Genomic DNA, 20,921 nt, shown 5'->3' on the forward strand with positions numbered 1-20,921 from the left:
ACTGGCAATATCAGTTACTTAACTGCAAATGGGTTGTCGATACTGAACGCCGGTTCGGTAAACCATTTTGGCCCGCTTTCAGTTACATAAAAGTGGTCTTCTAATCGCACACCAAACTGCTCTGGTACCACCAACATAGGTTCGTTCGAAAAGCACATCCCTGGTGCCAACGGCTCTGGATTGTCTTTGACTAAATAAGGCCATTCGTGAATATCTAGACCAATGCCATGTCCAGTGCGGTGCGGGCAACCTGGCAGCTGGTAGTCGGGTCCCAGTCCTTGGCTGGCGATGTAATCTCGTGCGGCTTTATCAACATCACCACAGGTAGCCCCCACTTTGGCTGCGTTAAATGCCGCGATCTGCGCCTGCTTTTCTACCTGCCAAATGGTTTTTTGCTGTTCAGTGGCTTCGCCAAACACATAAGTACGGGTAATATCACTGAGGTAGCCATGCACCTTACAACCCGTGTCCACCAGAACAACATCACCAGGCTGCAATGTTTGCGGGTTCTTTACCCCATGTGGATAAGAGGAGGCTTGGCCAAATAGCACAATGCAAAAATAACTTCCGGAAGCACCCACTTTTTTATGTGCCTGATTAATAAAGGCCTCGACTTCAGTGGTGGTGATCCCTTCATAGAGCATGGACGCTGTTGCCTTGTGAACTTCAAGTGTCATGTCCATGGCGCGTTGGATCAGTGCAATTTCATTGGCAGATTTTTGCATTCGACAATGGGCAGTGACCTCAGTGGCATTGATTAATTTAAGCTCGGGTGCGGCTTTTTGAATGCCATCGGCAACGAAAAATGCAGTACTTTCATCAATCGCAACAGTTGCTTGTTTATCATAGCCTAAGCTATTCAACACCTGTGCAATGAGTGCATAGGGAGACTCTTCTTCTTGCCAAGCGTGGATAGGGCCTTCAATTAACCAATAGTCTTTTATTGAACCTATTTCGAAAAATGGCACAACGAATTGCACTTGGCCATCTGCAGGCAAAATTGCGCCAACCAAGCGTTCGCTGGCATACCACTGTAAACCAGTGAAATACTGTAAATTGGTGCCGGCATTTAAATATAAAGCATCAATTTGGTTTTGTTTCATGTAGCGTTGAACTTGCTCGATTCTGCCCAAATACTCGCTTTGCGGAATTGGCGACACATCTTGGGTCATATCGGTTAAGTTATCTAGCGCTTGTTGTGCGCTTTGGTAGGAAATACCTTTCATTTTGGCTCCTATGCGAATCGAGAAATACTAAAGGGAGTAAGATCGATGTCGTTTGGCTTTTTGTCAATAAGATCTGCGATACATTCACTGGTAATCGCGGCTTGTGTTAAACCTAGGTGCTGATGACCTAGAGCAAAGTAGATAGAATCATGCTTTGGTGCTTGGCCTATGACCGGTAAATAATCCGGCAAAGTAGGGCGGACACCCACCCAAACTTGCTCTTGCTGCTCAACTAGTGGCAATTCAACCAAGGTCTGGGCATGGGTAAATAAAGCGCGGGCTCGGTGGTAATTTGGCACGCTATTAACATTGGCAAATTCTACCGTGCCCGCTAAGCGTAGGCCCGTTTGCATGGGTGTCATGATAAATCCTCTTTCGCTGGAGGCTACTGGGCGTGAGAAAACCGCTTTGTTATTTACCATGGTGTGATAGCCGCGCTCAGCAATCAATGGCAGGTTATAACCCAATTGCTGACACAAAGACTTCCCCCATGCCCCTGTGGCAATGACCACATGGTCGAATAAACCTAAGGTGTGTTCACTGGCCTGAAGCAGATGACGGCGCTCGGTCGTTACAATTTTGTCAATGTTAGCCTTGCTAAACAGGCCACCTGCAGCACTAAAGCGTTGGTACAGCCACTGACATAAGTGGTATGGATTTATACTGTGACCCACCTCATTAAAATACAGCGCCCCTACAATACGCTGAGATAAATTGCTCTCAAGGTTTAGCGCTTGTAGCTTATCAAGTTTTAACACCGAGACACCGCCTCGGCGGTATTTATCATACAAGGCATCGAGGTTATGTTGGCTTTCACACACCAACAGGCTGCCATTGGTGTTTATCAATTCATAATAGTGCTCTGCCAGTAAGCGCTGGTAAGACGGCAGCGCCGCTTGGTTTAATGCAGTTAATGCCGCGACGCCATGTTGAAAACGGGCTTTACGCATGTGCTTCAAAAAGCGCCAAAACCACGGCAAGTTGCTAATCATGCTACTAACTTCAATGCTTAAGGGACCCATCGGGTCGAAGAGCATTTTTGGCAACTTTCCAAGCAAGCTAACATCCGCCATCGGGAAAATTTGCTCGGTGGCAAAATGACCGGCATTGCCTTGTGAGCACGCCGATGCCGGTTCAGCTTTATCAAACAAAGTAACTTGGTAGCCACGACGCTGTAATTGCAGCGCCGTGGTGATGCCAATTACGCCGGCACCAATCACGGCAATAGTGTTATGTTTTTTCACCCGACCTCTCAATTTTCAATATTGTATTTTGCTGTAATGCCAAAGCGCAGAATCTATAACGTCGTTTTGATTAATTTATTTTTCATTTAAATCAATGGCTTAGTTATTAAAGCAAGGGTTTTAGTCAACAGCTAAAGGAAAAACTTAATTTTGAATATTGATTATTGTATACAATATACCTATTATGGCAAGCATAATAACTAATCACATCAATGAAAGGTAAAACCATGAAGATAGAGTGGCGCGGCGTATACCCGGCAGTAACAACACAATTTAATGACGATGAAAGTATCAACTTTGACTCCACAAAGGCGATGATAAACGAGCTTATTGAGGAAGGAGTCCATGGCATTATTGTTCTTGGCACCGTGGGCGAAAATTGCTCTTTACAAGCAGATGAAAAGCGCGCAGTGCTAAAAGCAGCCAAAGAAGTGGTGGCTGGGCGTGTGCCGCTGCTTACTGGTGTCGCTGAAACCACCACAGCATTGGCTGTGGAATTTGCTAAAGATGCTGAACAGCTCGGTATTGATGGCTTAATGGTGTTGCCAGGCATGGTGTATCGCTCCACAGAGCGTGAGGCCATTCATCACTATCAACAGGTGGCAAGAAACATCGCCTTGCCAATCATGATCTATAACAACCCAGTCACTTATGGGGTGGATGTCTCCATTGCTGGGATGAAGACACTGGCGCAAGAAGACAATATTGTTTCGGTAAAAGAAGCCACGGAAGATACTCGCCGGGTAAGCGAACTGTTCAGTGCCTTTGGTGAGCGTTTTGTGGTGTTTGGTGGCGTAGATGATATTGCTTTAGAAAGCCTGATGCTTGGTGCAACTGGTTGGATCTCGGGTTTAACCAATGTTTTCCCACGTGAATCGGTGGCGATTTTTAAACTGGCGGAGCAGGGTCGCTACCAAGAAGCGCGCGAGTTATGGCGCTGGTTTTTACCATTACTGCGGCTAGACACCATTCCGACTCTAGTGCAGTGCATTAAGTATGCAGAGTACTTAGCGGGTCGTGGCAGTTATGTTACTCGCTCTCCGCGCCTTCCTTTAACACCAGAAGAACAGGCCGAAGTCAGCCGCTTATATGACCAAGCGATGGCGAGTCGCATCGACCTTAGTCAATACAACTTGGATTAACCCCATGATTTTAGGCACCTATTATTGCATTGATGGCCATACCTGCGGTAATCCTGTGCGCTTAGTCACCAGCGGGCACCCTAAACTTGTGGGTGACAACATGAGTGAAAAACGTCAGCATTTTGTCCGTGAGTATGATTGGATCCGCCGTGGCTTGATGTTTGAGCCCAGAGGCCATGACATGATGTCGGGTGCCTTCTTATATCCACCAACGACCACAGACGGCGATGCTGCTATTTTGTTCATTGAAACGTCTGGGTGTCTGCCAATGTGTGGTCATGGCACCATAGGAACGGTGACCTTTGGCTTGGAAAATGGTCTGATCAGAGCCAATCAGCCCGGGTTAATCAAACTTGATACCCCGGCTGGTAGAGTAAATGCCTATTATGAAATGGACGGGGCAAAGGTCACATGGGTGAAACTGTTCAACGTTCCTGCATTTTTGGCCCACGAAGCAGTACCAGTCATGGTTGAAGGTCTGGGTGAGTTGATCGTTGACATCGCTTATGGCGGTAACTTTTACATTATTGTTGAACCGCAAAGTGCGTTTGCTGGGCTTGAACGCTCAACAGCTGCACAGCTATTGGCCTGGAGCCCCAAGGTTCGTGAAGCGGTCAATGCCCAGATAAACCCTGTTCACCCTGAAGATCCCACCGTATGTGGTGCTTCGCATGTGTTATGGACCGGCCAACCGAAACAGCAAAATAGCCATGCCGCCAACGCGGTATTTTATGGCGACAAAGCCCTCGACCGTTCCCCATGTGGCACTGGCACCAGTGCTCGAATGGCACAGTTATTTGCCAAAGGGCAATTAAAGCAAGGCGATACTTTTATCCACGAAAGCATCATCGCGAGCCAATTCATCGGCAAGATAGAAGGCTGTACTGAAGTGGCAGGAAAAATGGCCATATTACCCAGTATCCAAGGGTGGGCAAGAAAAACAGGCAGTAATTGTATCACCATTGACGACCAAGACCCGTATGCCTTCGGGTTTCAAGTATTGTAGGAGTGAAGCATGAAGTTAACAGCAACAAGCTACATCGCAGGGCACTGGCAAGCCGCGCCGCAAACTGGCACTTTTCAGGCGTTTAGCCCAGCGAACAATCAACCCTTCGAGGTGCATTTTCAGAATGCCTCCGAGGAGCAAGTAAACCAAGCGGTAACCGCGGCTGATCAGGCTTTTGCCCAGTATCGCAGACAGCCACTGATAAAGCGTGCGGAGTTTTTAGAAACCATTGCAGAGGAGGTGTTAGCACTGGGTGATGAACTCATCACCACCACCATGGCTGAAACCAATCTACCACGCCAGCGTTTAGAAGGTGAGCGGGGGCGCACGGTGACTCAGTTAAAAGCGTTTGCCACAGCATTACGCGATGACTTAGCCCAGCTGCAATTAGAAAAAAGCCAAGCTGCAGAGCCTGAGCGACAACCCTTACCTAAGCCCAAAACCCAATTAAAACACTTACCTGTGGGTGTGGTGGCAGTGTTTGGTGCCTCGAACTTTCCTTATGCCTTTTCCACTTTAGGTGGCGATACGGCGGCGGCATTGGCAGCCGGTTGCCCAGTAGTATATAAGGGACACCCAGCACATCCAGCCACATGTGAGTTAATGACGCGAGCCGTTGCTGCTGCTGTGGAGAAGTGCGACATGCCGGCGGGGGTATTTTCAATGCTTCAGGCCAAAACCTATGATGTTGCTCACTGGTTGGTGAAAGCACCAGAGGTTAAAGCCGTCGGCTTTACCGGGTCGTTTAGCGTTGCCTATGCGTTGCAACAGACGATTGCTAGCCGTGCTGAGCCCATTCCATTTTATGGTGAGCTGGGCAGCAGTAACCCACAATTTGTGTTGCCACAAAAAGCCGCCGCCGAAGGCGCAGAATTAGCACAGCAGTTGGTGCAATCGATGTTAATGGGCAATGGCCAGTTTTGCACCAGCCCAGGGGTGTGGTTGCTACCTAAATGCTCAAGCGCTGAGTTTATCGCAGCGGCGAAAACGCAAGTAGTCAGCTCGGCGTCTGATACGCTTTTAACCCCAGGGATCTTGAAGTCGTTTGAGCAAAGCGTGGCACAATTGCAAACCCTGCCAGAGGTGGAGTGCTTACAAGTGGCTACAAAAGCCAAGCCATTTCATGCCCCAGCACAATTGTACTATTGCGATATTACGGATTTTATCAGCAACGAAGCGTTACAGCAGGAAATCTTCGGTCCGGCGGCGCTGGTGGTTGGCTACGAAGATATAGCTCAACTGGAGGAAATGGTTGCGCAATTAGACGGTCAATTGACCGCCAGTGTTCACGCTACTTCAGAGGATCTTAAGCACGCCGATACGCTGCTTGAGGCATTGCAATATCGCGTGGGACGGCTTATTTATGGCCAAATGCCCACCGGTGTTGAGGTCTGTGCCACCATGAATCATGGCGGGCCATTTCCAGCCTCCACCGATGTTCGCAGTACCTCGGTCGGCCTCGAGGCCTTACGTCGCTTTGTGCGACCAATTTGTATACAAAGTTAAGCAAAGCCAAGCCCGAAGTTCTGCTCCGGGCTTTTTCTTTATACCATTTTGCTTAATTAAGTGGTCTATTTTGAGGCGAGAAAATCTTGTCGATAGCACCGCTCTCGCGTCCTGCTACCGCCAAGGTACCTACATCCATATAGGCAAGGCAAAAATTTTGCTATTTAGTTGTTCTAAATAAGAAATTTTTAACGCAGCTAGCGTCAGATTTAATCCCTCAAATTGATCAAGTATTAAGTCAGAATGGTATTTTCTTACAAACATGCAATTTTCTACCAGTTGCGTATATAATGACGAGATAAAACAATAACTACGAAACACTATGGCGATTGTACATAAAACTCGAACGCAACTGGTTGCAGAAGCAATTCGTGAAAAAATCCTACTGGGAGAGATCAAGGCGGGTGAGCCGTTAAGGCAAGCAGCACTGGCTGAGGAGTTAAATGTCAGTCGCATTCCCGTGCGCGAAGCCCTGTTGCAACTAGAAGCGGAAGGCTTAGTCAATTTTGAAGCGCACAAAGGCGCCACGGTTACCGGTCTAAGCGCCGAGCAAATCGACGAAATTTTTGACCTACGCGCCTTATTAGAGGCGGAATTACTGCGCCACTCCATAAGCCATTTAACTGCCAGAGACTTACTCGAGGCGGAAGCCATTTTAGCCGACTTAGAAGAGGCCATGGCGGCGGGCGACACTCAGCTGGCGACTGGAAAGCTCAATGCCGAATTTCATAACAAGCTATACAGCAAAGCCGAGCGCCCGCAAACCCGTGAGCTAGTAGAAATGTACGGCAAAAACTCGGAACGCTATGTGCGTATGCATATCCTTCTTGCAGGTGGCATAACCACAGCCCCAGAGGAACATCGAACTTTACTTACGCTTTGCCGAGAAAAAAATGTGGAAGAGGCTTGTCGCTTTTTACAGCAGCACATTACGGCTGCCAAAGACGATATCAAGGCTTTATTACTTAAGCTGGAAAGCGAACAAGAGTAATGGCGCTGGGTTTTAACCCAGACTTTGATCTACATCAGTCATGGCCGACTAAAGTCGAGTCTACTTAGCGGCCAAAGTTAACTATCTTTAATGGATATTCAGGAACAGCTTGAGTAACCATTATGACAACAACGACCTATCAACAGGCATATCAACAATTTCAACAAGACCCAGAAGCATTTTGGCTGCAGCAAGCGGCAAAGCTTGATTGGCACAACGCGCCAACTCAGGGCCATAGCCAAGATGAAGAGGGCCTAAGCCACTGGTTTAGCGACGGCACCATGAACACCAGCTATTTAGCATTGGATTATCATGTACAGCAAGGGCGAGGTGAGCAAACCGCTTTGATCTACGATTCACCGGTGAGCAACACCAAGAGCAAAATAAGCTATAGTGAACTGTTAGATAAGGTTAGCCGTTTTGCCGCCGGCTTGACGGCGCTTGGTGTGGTACCAGGCGACCGCGTGGTGATTTACATGCCAATGGTGCCAGAAGCCGTAGTGGCGATGCTCGCGTGTGCTCGAGTGGGGGCCATTCATTCGGTGGTGTTTGGTGGCTTTGCGCCCCATGAACTGGCCGTGCGTATTGACGATGCCAAGCCAAAAGTGGTGATCAGTGCTTCTTGTGGCATTGAGATTGGCCGCGTCATTGCTTATAAGCCACTGCTTGACGAAGCGTTAACGCTTGCCAGCCACAAAGTACAACAATGTATTATTTTACTGCGCCAAGCCTGTGAGGCGCAAATGACCACAGGTCGTGACCTTGACTGGTATAGTGTGAGTGAGCAGCCAGAAGGAATGGCTGCCATCCCGCTGCCCAGTAACCATCCACTTTATATTTTATATACCTCTGGCACCACCGGCACGCCTAAAGGGGTAGTGCGTGAGCAAGGTGGTCATGCAGTGGCACTGAACTACAGCATGGACAGTGTATATGGTATGAAGCCTGGCGAAGTATTTTGGGCAGCCTCCGACATTGGTTGGGTGGTTGGTCACTCTTATATTGTCTATGGCCCGCTTATTTTTGGTTGTACCACGGTGCTATACGAAGGTAAGCCAATTAAGACCCCAGATGCGGGGGCATTTTGGCGGGTGGTGGAAGAGTACCAAGTTAAAGCATTATTTACTGCCCCAACAGCATTTCGGGCCATTAAAAAGGAAGATCCAGAGGCAAAATTACTGGCAAACTACGATACCAGTAGTCTGCAAACCCTTTTCTTAGCCGGTGAGCGCCTCGACCCAGCCACCTATGAATGGTTACAAAGCAAAACCGCATTGCCGGTTATTGATCACTGGTGGCAAACCGAAACCGGCTGGGCGATTGCGAGTAACCCAGTGGGGATTGAGCTATTGCCTACCAAAGCGGGCAGCGCTACTGTGCCCACCCCCGGCTATCAAGTAGCAATACTGGACGTTGATGGCAGCCCGTGTCAGGCCAATGAACAAGGCGTAGTAGCGATTAAACTGCCACTGCCTCCTGGCTGCTTAACCACCATTTGGAATAACAATGAACGCTTTAGAGGCAGCTATTTAAATCAATATCCAGGGTATTACTTATCTGGCGACGGCGGCTATTTGGATGACGATGGCTACCTTTTCATTATGGGCCGCACCGACGATGTCATTAATGTCGCTGGGCATCGATTATCCACCGGTGAGATGGAAGAAATTGTCGCGGCGCACATTGACATCGCAGAATGTGCTGTGTTTGCAGGCAAAGACGAACTCAAAGGACAAGTGCCTATTGCCATGGTGGTACTCAAAGATGGTAGCAGCGCCAGCGAGGCTCAAATCGCCGAACAGATCCGCTTATTGATCCGCGAAAAAATCGGCGCTATTGCCTGTTTAAAAACCATTAAGGTGGTAGAGCGTTTACCGAAAACCCGCTCCGGTAAGATCCTCAGGAAAAACCTTCGCCAGCTGGTGGATGGTGAAAAAATAGTGGTGCCATCAACCATCGACGACCCGACTATTATTGATGAAATCCAGCAACTATGGCAACGCACAGAAGTGAGCGCTGCCTCTTGAGTTAAGCGGACACTTTAACAACGAAAAACCTTGCACCCGCACACCTCGGCAGATGAACTTAGCCTAGGAGCGGGTTCACCCCGCGATCTTTTGCTTACACCTTTGCAATTACCCTGAGTCATTTTAAGGTGTACAGCAAAAGCTGCTCCTACCCATTTTAGGCCACAAAGAAGTGGCTAAAGCTCTGAGTGGGAATTAATCAGCTAAGACCTGATGCAAGTTTCACCTAAGCAGAATCTCAGGGTTCTACTGTTACTGCCTCGACAAATGAACGTAGGGTAGGAGTGGGTTTACCCCGCGATCTTTTGCTTAAACCATTGCAATTAATCTGAATCATTTTGAGGTTTACGGCAAGAGTTAGCTTTCTATGGCTGTAAGCCGACAAGTATGCTGTTATAATTGGGGTGTTGATTTTATGATTAAGTTGATACCTATGAGTTTTACATTAGACGGCAATGACTGTATGCCTCCAATTTCAGGCGGATATCTAATTATTTACAGAGGTAGTGTTGAGCTATCAGTTATTAGTGTTCCATCTCCCAATTTTGCCGCTGATAGATACAGGGATAGTGTAAGTGAGAATTATGATTCGTTTGAAGATAATGATGGGAATGATTACAACATAACCGTTTTCTCTTCAAACGTAGGCGTGGATTGGACTCTTGAGGTGTCAACTGAAGACCCCGCTTTAAAGTCTGAGATTAAAGTGGAGTACCACGCTAATGAGTTCTGAGGAAAAAGCAAATGAGTTTTTAGATGTTTTTAAGGACGGAATAGCAAACATCAAAGCTCAAAATAGGGATAGTTTTCATAATCAGTTATATTTTTCTAATGTAATTAGTCTTATGGAGCAATTTCTTTCAAACCTGTTCATTTTTGAGATAACAGATTGTCACCAATCACTTCAGAGATTGGCGAGTCACGACAAGTTTAGGGCTGCTACCGTTACGATTCCGTTTGCACTAAATAATTCTATTGAAACGTATTTAGTACGCTCTATGAAAGCACTAGTTTGGCACCGCTTAAATGACGTCGAAATGTATTATAAAAAAGTGTTAAATATTCGTTTTAACATAAGCAGTGAGTTATTGAAGCAGTTAGAGTTACGCCATGATTTCGTTCATCGTAATGGCTTTACGCTTGATGGTGAGCAAGTCGAAATATCAGATGAAGATCTAGATAAATGTATTTCACTAGTTGAACTTTTTGTTATCGATATCTACACAAAATACGTCGCAGCAAAAAGCTAATTTCTAATGCCTCTAATACCAACCCGAATTAATACTTGCTCAATTTGAGGGAGTAAATTTGACGCTAAATGCGTTAAAAATTTCTTATTTAGAACAACTAAATAGCAAAATTTTTGTCTTGCCTATATGGATATAGGTACCAGAGCGATAGCAGGACGCGGGAGCGGGGTTATCGACAAAATTTTCTTGCCTAAAATAGACCATTTAATTAAGCGAATTGGTATAACTTCCCCGTTTTTTATATCACCACGCCTACCATTCCGCTTTATGTTTGCATAGGTATATTTTGTTGCTTTTAGCTGTCTTGGCGTTGTCCGCGAACTGTCCGCTGTCCGTCCAAACAACGGCCACTTAGATTGAATATGATAAAAAGTCTTTATAAAACAATAGTGTAAAGTTTGGCACAGTCTTTGATATTACTATCTATAAATCAATGCGGACAGTGTGTTGTCCGCCGGGAGGGAAGATGATCAAAGACACCAGCGCACAAGACAAGCAACTAGTGCGAAAACACAGCTTCAAAAAGCCACTGTTGTTGCTAGCTGTGATAGTCATAACGGCTACAGGGGTAGGCACTGCTTGGCCTAGTATTGACCGCATTTTGAGTGCCGAGCAGGCGGTATCTCGTAGCCAATTACGTACCGCCACTGTGGTTAAAGGTGACATCAGCGAAGACATTCGTGTTGAGGGCCGTACTTTAGCGGCCAATAACCCTGATCTCTACGCTATTGCCGCCGGCACGGTGACCCTACAAGTGCAACCAGGCGATGAAATACAAGCCGGACAGCCTCTGTTAACGATCGACAGCCCGGAGCTGACTAACCAATTACTGCAAGAACAGGCAACTTTTGAGCGCTTACAAACTGAGGTCGAGCGTCAACGCATCGCCATTAAGCAGCAGTTGCTCGATACCAAACAGCGCATGGAAATGGCTAAGGTGGAGCTCGAAGCCGCACAACGGGAAATGGCGCGAGCAAAAGAAAGTATTAGCAAACAGATAATCTCAAAGCTGGAACTTGAGCAGTCTATGGTGTACTTAAAGCGGGCTGAGTTAAAAGAACGGCATGCGATTGAGTCGCTTAAACTGGAGCAAGAACGTTTATCCTTTGAACTGAAAAGCAGTGAGCTGAGTCTGGCAAGACAACAACATATTTTACAAGAGGTTCAGCGTCAGGTTGATGCCTTAACCATCACTTCTCCGTTGTCGGGTATTGTCGGAACCGTGCATGTCCAACAAAAACAGTTTGTGCAGCGTGATGCCGCATTATTATCGCTTGTTGATCTCTCGGAGCTTGAAGTAGAAGCTCAGATCCCGGAATTGTACGCAGAAAGTTTAGCCGTGGGCATGGCTGCCGAAGTGTTTATTAATCAATATCAATATCCAGCTCAATTAGTGGCTATTTCACCGGAGGTCGAAGACGGCAGGGTCAGCGCCAGAGTGCGCTTTACTGACCAGCCAAAGGGGTTGCGACAAAACCAAAAGGTTTCCACTCGGATTGTGTTGTCACATAAAGCGGCGGTTTTAAAAGTGCGCCGTGGAGCATTTGTGGAAACCGGAGCGGGTCGCTATACCTACACCATTACTGGTGATCAAGCTAAACAAATAGACATAAAACTGGGCGTAAAAAGTATTTCAGAGGTTGAGGTGCTGTCAGGTCTACAGGCCGGGCAAGAAATTGTGATCTCAAGTCTTGCGCCATTTAACAGTAAATCCACCGTTTTATTATCGAAATAATCTAAGGAACAACAAATGTTAAAAATGAATAACCTTAGCAAAATCTATCGTACCGAGTTACTGGAAACGCATGCATTAAACGAGGTCAATCTGAGCATTAACGAGGGCGAGTTTATTGCCATTACTGGGCCATCGGGCTCAGGAAAAACCACATTTTTGAATATTGCAGGCCTACTGGAGCGTTTTGAGCAGGGCGAATACCTGCTAGATGGTCAAGACGTGGCAAAGCTCAATGATACACATTTATCACAATTGCGGAATGAAAAAATTGGTTTTATTTTTCAGGGTTTTAACCTTATCGCTGATCTGTCTTTATACGACAACGTGGAAGTGCCTCTGATATTTCGCGGTATTAAAGCAGCTGAGCGTAAAAAGCGTATTACTGAAGCGTTGGAGCTGGTGGGCCTTGCTAGTCGCATGGCGCATTTTCCGGCTCAGCTCAGTGGCGGTCAGCAGCAGCGTGTTGCCATTGCCAGAGCGCTGGCAGGCAAACCACGCTTTTTATTAGCGGATGAACCCACCGGAAATCTCGATAGTTTGATGGCAAGGCAGGTAATGGATTTACTACAAGAAGTTAATCGCTCAGGCACAACACTTATTATGGTAACGCATGATAACGAATTAGCCAGTCGCGCAGGTCGTAATATCCAAATCCTCGACGGTGAGTTAAGCGACATCACAAAATCGCAGTTGACCGAGCTTGCAGTGTAGGAGAGGGCTATGAAGGAATTGTTTTTATTGGCTTGGCAAGGTCTTAAGCAAAAGCCAAAACTAAGTGTATTAATGATCATTAATCTGGCCGTAGGGATCACGCTGATGCTGACCATGTCGGCGATTGTGAAACAAAGTAGTAGCGAAGTCATTGGCTATAAAGGCGAACGCCTGTACACAGTGGGATTGAATTTTTATAACCAAGACCAAGATGTTACAGAGTTTATGCATTACCCAAGGTTGACTTATAAAGACGCTATGGCGCTAAAGCAAGCTGACTTACCCTATGAACAACTGTCGTTGAATTACACAACCGAGTTTATTGTTGGACTTGAAGACAATTCAGCAAGACCAATCAGTGTAGAAGCGGCGGCAACAGATCATGAACTGTTTGCGATTTTAGATGCGCCTTTTATTTACGGCCAATCCTGGACACCGGAGTTAGAGCAAAGCGCCAGTGCTGTGGTGGTACTGAGTAAAAATGCAAACGATCGACTATTTGCAGGTGAAAACTCGGTAGGTCAGTTTGTGCAAGTAAAAGGCGAGCAACTGCAAGTGGTTGGGGTCGTCGATTTAAGTAACTATAAACGCCGTTTTCAAGATCTTACCTTTAGCAACAATTACAATCACGATGCCTTTGTGCCGTTGGCTTTTGCGTTGCAACAAAACTACGACAGAACGCAACTTGTGACTTGTCGTAGCGAGCAATTGTATTCAGATGTTAACCCAAGGCGTGGAGAAGTGACAGCACTCAATAACGCAGAATGTGGATACTTAGTTGCCTGGGTTGAATATAAAGCAAATGAAACGGCTGCTCAAAAGGCAATAACTCAAGACTGGCTGCGTAATTACATTGCTAAAGAACAAGAGCTAGGCCGTTTTCAGCACAGCAATAATAATATTATGCACAGCATGTCTGAATTGTACATTGTGCTGCAGCGTTTTATGGCCTGGGAAGCCATTTATCTTACTTTTTCATATTTACTGTTTGCCATTTGTTTGGTGAATACCATAGGGATACTGTTAGCTAAGTTTCAAGCCAATCGTAAGCTCACAGCACTCTACCGCGCACTTGGAGCCAATCGCGCGATGATCATGAAAGTTCATTTTTTAGAAATTACGATATTGACCAGCGCTGCGGTCGTGGTGGGTTTTATTTTTGCCTTCGCTGGTCTTGAGCTCATGTTCCATTTGCGCATGTACCAGTCGGACTATATGGCCTTGGCTGAGCAAGTAAGACAAATCTATCAATTTGATGGTCAACTGGCATTCATTACCACCCTTGGTATTTTTGCCGCCGTGGCACTATCGGCTTTTTATCCGGTTTACCTCAGTAGCCGCATCTCTCCAGCTTCACAACTTAGGGGGTAATCATGGCGATTAAACACATTTTAAAACTATTACTACAACAAAAAGGTATTTCGCTACTGATTATTCTGCAAGTAGCCATTACGGTGATGATTGTCAGTAATACGGCCTTTATCAGTTATGCGACATTACAAAATTGGTTAATCCCCTCCAAGTTGGAGGAGAACCAAATATTAAATGTCACCACTCGGGTGTTTGATAATAACATCGATATTGCTTCCTTAATCGAGCAAGATGTTCAGGCAATAGAAGCCGTTCCTGGGGTAATAGCGGCAAGTTATGCCAGCCACGAACTGGTATTAGACAGCCAAGGCCCCGGCTGGACCATGTTTAAAGACACTCAGCCAGAAACCGATTATCGTGTGTTTGGCTATTTTGGCCTAGATGAGAAAGGTATTGATGTATTAGGGCTAAAGGTTATTGCTGGGCGGCGTTTTTATCCTAGTGAATACATTAAAGGCAGTTTTCAGAGTAACAACGCTGGAGTCATCATGATCAGTGAAGAGCTCAGTGAAGCCTTGTTTGGTAATGGCTCTGCTTTAGGTCAAACTGTTTATATTTCGCGACAACGTATTCCGCATCGGGTGGTTGGGGTGTATCAAGGTAAAATGCTTGGCGAGAGTGCCACTTACTCACAGCAGCAATATCATTCTGGCATAGTACCAGAAGTACTCTGGGGTAACCGACAAAAGCTAAATTACCTAGTGCGGGTTGCAGAAGGAGTTCCTGAAAGGGTGTTGCAACAAGTCGAGACCGCTTTATATCACACACCTGGCAGAATGGTGCAGCGGGTAGAATACGCCGCTCGGGCTAAGAAGCGCCTTTGGGATGGTCGCAGTACATTTGCCTTTACCATGAGTGGTATCAGCCTGATTGCCTGTATAGTGACTGCAATGGGGATCATTGCTTTAGTGAGCTTTTCGGTTAGTTTACGTAAGAAAGATCATGGTGTCCTACGGGCATTAGGAGCCTCACGGTCGATGGTGATGACGACATTAATAAAAGAGAATACCATTTTAGTCTTTATTGGCCTAGTGTTAGGATTCCCGCTGGCGATTTTGCTGTATTATTTTTTAATGAATAATGTCCATGTACAAAGTGTGGTTGAATTGCCATTATTAGTGGCAGTGGCACTCTTTACTTGGTTAATTAGCACGCTAGCAGTCTACTTACCCGCCAGAGAGGCGGCCAAAGTGTCGCCGGCGCAAGTGACCAAATCGAGCTAAAAATAATAATGCCAGTCCACAATGAGCTGGCGAACATTCAAGGAATTGTTACTACATGAGTGTACTGGTTATAGATGATAACCCCGATGTGATCCAAGCCATTAAGGTCTTGCTGTTATTGAACGATATTCCTTGCGAAGGCGTAACGGCGCCACAGCAAGGGTTGGATAAACTGCGTTCTAAGCAGTTTGACTTAGTGATCCAAGACATGAACTTTACTCGCGACACTACCAGTGGCGAGGAGGGCAAAGCGTTATTTCGAGCTATCCGAGATATTGAGCCTGACATTCCCATTATCTTATTAACGGCGTGGGCTAATCTCGAAATGGCTGTAGAGTTGATAAAAGAAGGGGCGGCAGACTATTTAGCAAAGCCTTGGAAAGATCATAAGCTGGTTACTTCAGTAAAAAACTTAGTAGAAATGCGCGAGCTACAAGAGCAGGTCAATCAAGTGTCAGCACAGCGCCAGTCGCGATTACACCACTTACAGCAGCATTTTGATTTGTGCTCAGTGGTAGTTGCCGATTCGGCAATGTTAAGTTTGTTGGAAATGGCTACTCAAGTCGCTGACTCAGATGCCCCCATTTTAATAACCGGTCCCAACGGCGCTGGCAAAGAAAAAATCGCTGAGATCGTACAGGCTAATAGTCGTTATCGAGATAAGCCATTTATCAAAGTCAATGCCGGTGCCATACCGGCAGAATTAATCGAAGCGGAGCTATTTGGCGTCGAGTCTGGTGCCTATACCGGTGCACAAAAAGCTCGAGCTGGACGTTTTGAGGCAGCGGATGGCGGCACGCTATTTTTAGATGAAATTGGCAATTTGCCACTTGCAGGACAACAAAAGTTGTTGCGGGTGTTACAAAGCGGTGAGTTTGAGCGAGTTGGCAGTACTCGCACCACCAAAGTGCATGTGCGAGTAATTAGCGCTACCAACATCGACTTAGTGAAAGCGATAAACGCAGGGACATTTCGTGAGGATTTATATTACCGCCTTAACATGGTTGAATTAAAACTCCCGCCTTTAAGTGAACGCAAAGAAGACATTCCCGCATTGGTGGAGCATTTTTTAGCAAAAGAAAAGTCGATTAGCGACGCGGCCATGAAACAATTAAAACGTTACAGTTGGCCTGGCAACGTTCGTGAGTTACAAAACACTATCGGTCGCGCTGCGCTACTGTGTAATCAAAGTGAAATAGATTGCGAGCACTTGGCATTACCTGAACAGCAACATAGCCAACAGCTAGAATACACACAAGCGGATATCGAGGCAGCCTTGGACAAGGCTAATGGCGTTGTCAGTAAAGCGGCAAGGCAGCTCGGGCTCAGTCGCCAAGCTTTGTATCGGCGCATGGAAAAGTTTGGCTTAAAATGATGATCTCACTGCAAGCGGCGGTTTTTATTTGTCTCTGTTTGGCACTACTGGTACTCACTCTGTGTGTGTTGGCCTTAACCGCCTTGGCATTGCCACTGCATTTAGCCTTTTTGATAGGGTTATTGTTGAGTGTTTTGGTGGGGCTGTTTAGCACTGCTTATTTTTTTCGACGTCATCAACAGATAGTTGATTGCTTACGCGATGGTATTCGTAGCTTTAAAGACGAAGATTTCTCGGTGCAAATCACCCATTTTGAAAGCATCGAAATGAGTGAGCTGATCGCCGAGTACAATAAGCTGTCTGCAACCTTAAAGAAGCAGCGCCACGCCAGCAGTCAGCGTGAGCTATTGCTCGACACCATTTTACAGGTGTCTCCGGTGTCGATTATTTTGCTGAATCAATTTGAGCAAATTGTTTACGCCAACAACAAAGCTGCGACTTTGTTAAATACCCAGCAGCCTCTTAATGGTCTCGTGTTGCATCAGGCCATCGCGCGTGCTGATGCTAAGCTGCAGGCGACGTTATTGCAGCAAGAGTCTGGGTTTGTCACCTTTCAGCTCAATGAAGAAAAACAAAGCTTTCATTTTTCGCGTCAGCACATCGTGCTCAATCATCAGCCTCATGTATTGCTGATGTGTCAGAATCTTTCCAATGAAATAAGTCGTCAAGAGCTGAATTTGTGGAAAAACGCCATTCGTTTAATTAGTCATGAACTAAATAACTCCCTTGCGCCCATTTCGTCATTAACCAACTCAGCCAACACCATTGTCGAAAAAAGCAGGACCTCGCAAAATCCTGAACTGATTAAGTTGCTGCCGGAGATGCTCGAGACCATTAACCGCCGCACCGAAAACCTATCGGAGTTTGTCGCCAAATACAGTGAATTTGCTCGCTTACCAGCGCCAAGTATATCAAAACAAGCGTTGGCACCCATTTTACGCTCCGTAGAGCAGCTCTATCCATTTCAACTGTTGGCCGAGATCCCCTGTGAACATGCTTACTTTGATCCGGTGCAAATTGAGCAGGTGTTGATCAATGTATTAAAAAACGCCCACGAGTCAGGCTCCAACGTACAAGAAATAGGTGTTAAGCTACTGATTGATTACCAGCGTTTAATTGTTGCTATCGTCGACCGCGGTGAAGGCATGGAAGAGCAAAAGCTGGCCAATGCCGTTTTACCCTTTTTCTCGACCAAACCCTTCGGCACTGGCATTGGCTTAAGTATATGCAATGAGGTGGCGGTTGCCCACGGTGGCCAATTAAAACTTTGCAACCGCGAAAAGGGTGGACTGATGGTGCAATTTGACCTGCCGCTTTGTGAGCCTGTTTAATATGAGAAACAATAGTTAAATTCGATATTAACAAGCAACTGCGTAAATAACACTACTCAAAGTGATTGCTTACGGCCTTCAGTATTAGATAAGGAGTTTATTAATGGACAGTCTCGGTTTTATCTTTGGCATCATGGGAGTAAGCATGGGGAGTATTGGTTTTACGCTTGGCCTAATAGCAATGACAAAAGTAGATAAACTGGAAAAGCAGCTCCAACAGCAAGAACGAATACCTCAACCTTAGATAGAACGCGGTCATCTGCTCGGTAGATAAGCGGATAAAGTAATTAAATTAAGTAACAGTTGCACTTATGCTGTGGTCTATTTTTATCATTACGACATTGCTCTTATCCATCTATGTGTTAGCAAAGGTGTATGCCCTACTAAACGGGGAATATTCGCATCAACCTGTGCTTGAGGTGATACAAGATATTTTTGATATTGTGATTTCTGTGATTGGTTGCACGGCAATTTACTACGGCGCTATTGGTGAAAATCTTGCTAGTCAAAGGTTTTGGCAGGGCTTTTTTATTATCAATGTTGTATTGGTGTTATTGTGCTATTTCTCACCAAAATTTAAATCGTTAAAAGCGGAGTTAGGGGGTGTTACAACCATCAAAATTATCGCACTCAACTTAACGCTTTCTTTGCCTTTCCTTTATGGTTTGTATTATTACGCATTTATACACACATGGTAATTTTCCATCAGAATGAAGATAAGAGTGAGCGCCAGTGTGGTTGTTGGCTATTTCACTCTTAATACCGGTTGATACGAGTTACAGTGACTCTTTCATCGCAGCCAGCTCATCTTCCATTTGTTCGCGCATTTTAAACTTTTGTAGCTTACCGGTGACGGTCATAGGATACGCATCAACTAGTTTGATGTGTTTTGGCACTTTAAAATAAGCCAGCTTATCTTTTAGGTAGTCTCGGATGCTGCTTTCAGCAATGTAGTGACCGGGTTTTAATTGCACCCAAGCGCACACCTCTTCACCGTACTTGTCATCTTGAATTCCGAATACCGCGGCATCTAAAATATCATGGTGGTGATACAAGACTTCTTCTATCTCTTTCGGGTAAATGTTTTCACCGCCGCGAATGATCATGTCTTTAATGCGGCCAACAATGCTGACAAAGCCTTCTTCGTCCATTACGCCAAGATCGCCAGAATGCAGCCAGCCGTCATTATCTATGGTGGCGGCGGTTTTTGCTTGGTCTTGCCAATAGCCTTGCATCACACAATAACCCCGCGCACAAACCTCACCTGGTGTGCCGATGGGCGCAATATGACCGAGTTCATCAATGATTTTCACCTCGGTATGTGGCATGGCCCGACCCACCGTCTGAGTACGCTTAGCGATAGAAGAGTCGATTTCAGTGATGTTATTGATGGGGCTGCATTCGGTTTGACCGTAGCCTATCAGCACATCCGTCATGTGCATGTCTGTCTGAACTTGGCGCATTAATTTTTCTGGGCAAGTGGCGCCAGCCATCACTCCAGTCCGTAAGCTAGATAGATCAAACTTGTTAAACTCAGGGTGTTCTAATTGGGCTATAAACATCGTCGGCACACCATGCAGAGCCGTACAACACTCTTGTTCAACCACTTTGAGGGTTTGCAGTGGCTCAAAGCTACTGCCTGGGAACACGGCACACGCGCCTTTACTAATACACACTAAGTTACCCAACACCATGCCAAAGCAGTGACACAGCGGCACTGGAATACACAGCCGGTCTTGCTCTGTGAGTTGCATGGCATTGGCCACTAACAGACCATTGTTCAAAATGTTACGGTGGGTTAGGGTGGCGCCTTTCGGGTTGCCTGTGGTGCCCGAAGTGAATTGAATATTGATGGCTTGATCGGCGGTTAGATTGCTGGCGATGGCAGCCATTTCCAAATAATTGGCATCCGTAGCTTGGTTCATCAATGTCGTAAAATTCATAAAGCCGGGCTCAGGGTCTGAGTCGATTAACACCAGCTGTTTAAGTGACGGCAAGCGCTGGGCATGCAACTCACCAAATACACAATGATAAGACTCAGGGGCCAACTCTCTTATCATATTAACATAATGACTCTGTTTAAACGATTTCGCCATCACTAACATTTTGCAGTCAACATTATTCAACACAAATTCCAGTTCGCTAGGGCGGTAGGCGGGGTTAATGCAAACCATAATGGCCCCGATTTTGGCACTGGCAAATTGTACTAAACTCCACTCCAAATTATTAGGTGACCAAATGCCAATGCGATCGCCTGGGCGTATTCCCATGGCGAGCAGGCTGGCTGCAAGCTGATTAATCTTGGCAAGGTATTGGCGGTAGCTTAAACGAACATTTTGATGGTGGACGACAATGGCGTCACGCTCGGGATAATTGTCGACAATACCTTCAAGGTACGCACCTATGGTCTGAGGAGAAAGCGCACTGGCCTGGCTGCCTTTGAAATAGCTTTTATTGCGATTATTGGTTTCTAAGTTCATGCTAACTGTGTTCATATCTGATCCTTGCTGTGGCTGAACGTCTTGTTGTTATTTAACCCTTGTTACTACAGTGATAACTTAATTGTCGACAAGATAAAGAAAAGCGGGATGAAAAACTCAAAATTAAGACTAATGGCTATACTCAGGTAATCTCGGCCGCGATAAGACAACAATTCGCGTTGGCGCTGATCAATTTGGCTTTGTTATCGTATTGTATTGATTGAATCGATTTTTTTACGTAGTCGAAACTAGGGCGTGTTGATCTTTGCTGTACTTATTTCACTCAGCAATGCATCGGCAGCC

General features: G+C 46.0%; 17 protein-coding genes. 14 read left to right on the forward strand and 3 right to left on the reverse strand.

Translation table 11 applies throughout. The features are described from left to right. Positions 1 to 14: 14 nt before the first annotated feature. Entirely contained in the window at positions 15 to 1,226 is a 1,212-nt protein-coding gene (locus ACNKW2_RS15140; RefSeq protein ID WP_419149303.1) for a M24 family metallopeptidase, read from the reverse strand. Positions 1,227 to 1,234: 8 nt separating this feature from the next. After that, on the reverse strand, positions 1,235 to 2,470 hold the full coding sequence (locus ACNKW2_RS15145; protein ID WP_419149304.1) for an NAD(P)/FAD-dependent oxidoreductase: 1,236 nt from the start codon (positions 2,468 to 2,470) through the stop codon (positions 1,235 to 1,237). A 227-nt stretch (positions 2,471 to 2,697) separates the two neighbouring features. Here ACNKW2_RS15145 and ACNKW2_RS15150 point away from each other — a divergent pair, with 227 nt between their 5' ends. From ACNKW2_RS15150 to ACNKW2_RS15215, 14 genes are all read left to right on the forward strand, one after another. Then, complete coding sequence (locus ACNKW2_RS15150) at positions 2,698 to 3,612, forward strand: dihydrodipicolinate synthase family protein (protein WP_419149305.1); 915 nt, start codon at positions 2,698 to 2,700, stop codon at positions 3,610 to 3,612. A 4-nt stretch (positions 3,613 to 3,616) separates the two neighbouring features. Then, positions 3,617 to 4,618: a 4-hydroxyproline epimerase gene (locus tag ACNKW2_RS15155; protein ID WP_419149306.1), complete on the forward strand. Its 1,002-nt coding sequence runs from the start codon at positions 3,617 to 3,619 to the stop codon at positions 4,616 to 4,618. Between the two features lie 9 nt (positions 4,619 to 4,627). Beyond that, the gene (locus ACNKW2_RS15160) at positions 4,628 to 6,124 is read left to right on the forward strand and encodes an aldehyde dehydrogenase (NADP(+)) (RefSeq protein ID WP_419149307.1); all 1,497 of its coding nucleotides are present in this window, start codon (positions 4,628 to 4,630) and stop codon (positions 6,122 to 6,124) included. A 322-nt stretch (positions 6,125 to 6,446) separates the two neighbouring features. Further along, positions 6,447 to 7,115: a GntR family transcriptional regulator gene (locus ACNKW2_RS15165; protein ID WP_419149308.1), complete on the forward strand. Its 669-nt coding sequence runs from the start codon at positions 6,447 to 6,449 to the stop codon at positions 7,113 to 7,115. A gap of 122 nt (positions 7,116 to 7,237) precedes the next feature. Further along, a complete protein-coding gene (locus tag ACNKW2_RS15170) occupies positions 7,238 to 9,142 on the forward strand; it encodes an acetate--CoA ligase (RefSeq protein WP_419149309.1) in 1,905 nt (634 codons plus the stop codon). Between the two features lie 415 nt (positions 9,143 to 9,557). Further along, a complete protein-coding gene (locus ACNKW2_RS15175) occupies positions 9,558 to 9,875 on the forward strand; it encodes a hypothetical protein (protein WP_419149310.1) in 318 nt (105 codons plus the stop codon). Then, positions 9,865 to 10,392: a hypothetical protein gene (locus ACNKW2_RS15180; protein ID WP_419149311.1), complete on the forward strand. Its 528-nt coding sequence runs from the start codon at positions 9,865 to 9,867 to the stop codon at positions 10,390 to 10,392. The genes ACNKW2_RS15175 and ACNKW2_RS15180 overlap by 11 nt, the downstream gene beginning before the upstream one ends. A 466-nt stretch (positions 10,393 to 10,858) precedes the next feature. Beyond that, positions 10,859 to 12,127, forward strand: coding sequence for an efflux RND transporter periplasmic adaptor subunit (locus tag ACNKW2_RS15185; protein WP_419149312.1), 1,269 nt, complete (start codon positions 10,859 to 10,861; stop codon positions 12,125 to 12,127). Between the two features lie 15 nt (positions 12,128 to 12,142). Beyond that, positions 12,143 to 12,838, forward strand: a complete 696-nt coding sequence (locus tag ACNKW2_RS15190; protein WP_419149313.1) for an ABC transporter ATP-binding protein — start codon at positions 12,143 to 12,145, stop codon at positions 12,836 to 12,838. Between the two features lie 9 nt (positions 12,839 to 12,847). Then, the gene (locus ACNKW2_RS15195; protein ID WP_419149314.1) at positions 12,848 to 14,209 is read left to right on the forward strand and encodes an ABC transporter permease; all 1,362 of its coding nucleotides are present in this window, start codon (positions 12,848 to 12,850) and stop codon (positions 14,207 to 14,209) included. A 2-nt stretch (positions 14,210 to 14,211) separates the two neighbouring features. Next, complete coding sequence (locus tag ACNKW2_RS15200; RefSeq protein ID WP_419149315.1) at positions 14,212 to 15,432, forward strand: ABC transporter permease; 1,221 nt, start codon at positions 14,212 to 14,214, stop codon at positions 15,430 to 15,432. 55 nt (positions 15,433 to 15,487) lie between these two features. Further along, the gene (locus tag ACNKW2_RS15205) at positions 15,488 to 16,807 is read left to right on the forward strand and encodes a sigma-54-dependent transcriptional regulator (protein WP_419149316.1); all 1,320 of its coding nucleotides are present in this window, start codon (positions 15,488 to 15,490) and stop codon (positions 16,805 to 16,807) included. Further along, positions 16,804 to 18,138, forward strand: a complete 1,335-nt coding sequence (locus ACNKW2_RS15210) for a sensor histidine kinase (protein ID WP_419149317.1) — start codon at positions 16,804 to 16,806, stop codon at positions 18,136 to 18,138. The genes ACNKW2_RS15205 and ACNKW2_RS15210 overlap by 4 nt, the downstream gene beginning before the upstream one ends. Before the next feature lie 311 nt (positions 18,139 to 18,449). Beyond that, positions 18,450 to 18,836 carry a hypothetical protein gene (locus tag ACNKW2_RS15215; RefSeq protein ID WP_419149318.1) on the forward strand — a complete coding sequence of 129 codons (387 nt, stop codon included), beginning with the start codon at positions 18,450 to 18,452 and terminating at the stop codon, positions 18,834 to 18,836. 78 nt (positions 18,837 to 18,914) lie between these two features. Here ACNKW2_RS15215 and ACNKW2_RS15220 read toward each other — a convergent pair whose 3' ends face one another. After that, positions 18,915 to 20,633: an AMP-binding protein gene (locus ACNKW2_RS15220; protein ID WP_419149319.1), complete on the reverse strand. Its 1,719-nt coding sequence runs from the start codon at positions 20,631 to 20,633 to the stop codon at positions 18,915 to 18,917. Between the last annotated feature and the right edge of the window lie 288 nt (positions 20,634 to 20,921).

The organism is Pseudoalteromonas 'SMAR', assembly GCF_048515945.1.
Lineage (GTDB): Bacteria > Pseudomonadota > Gammaproteobacteria > Enterobacterales > Alteromonadaceae > Pseudoalteromonas.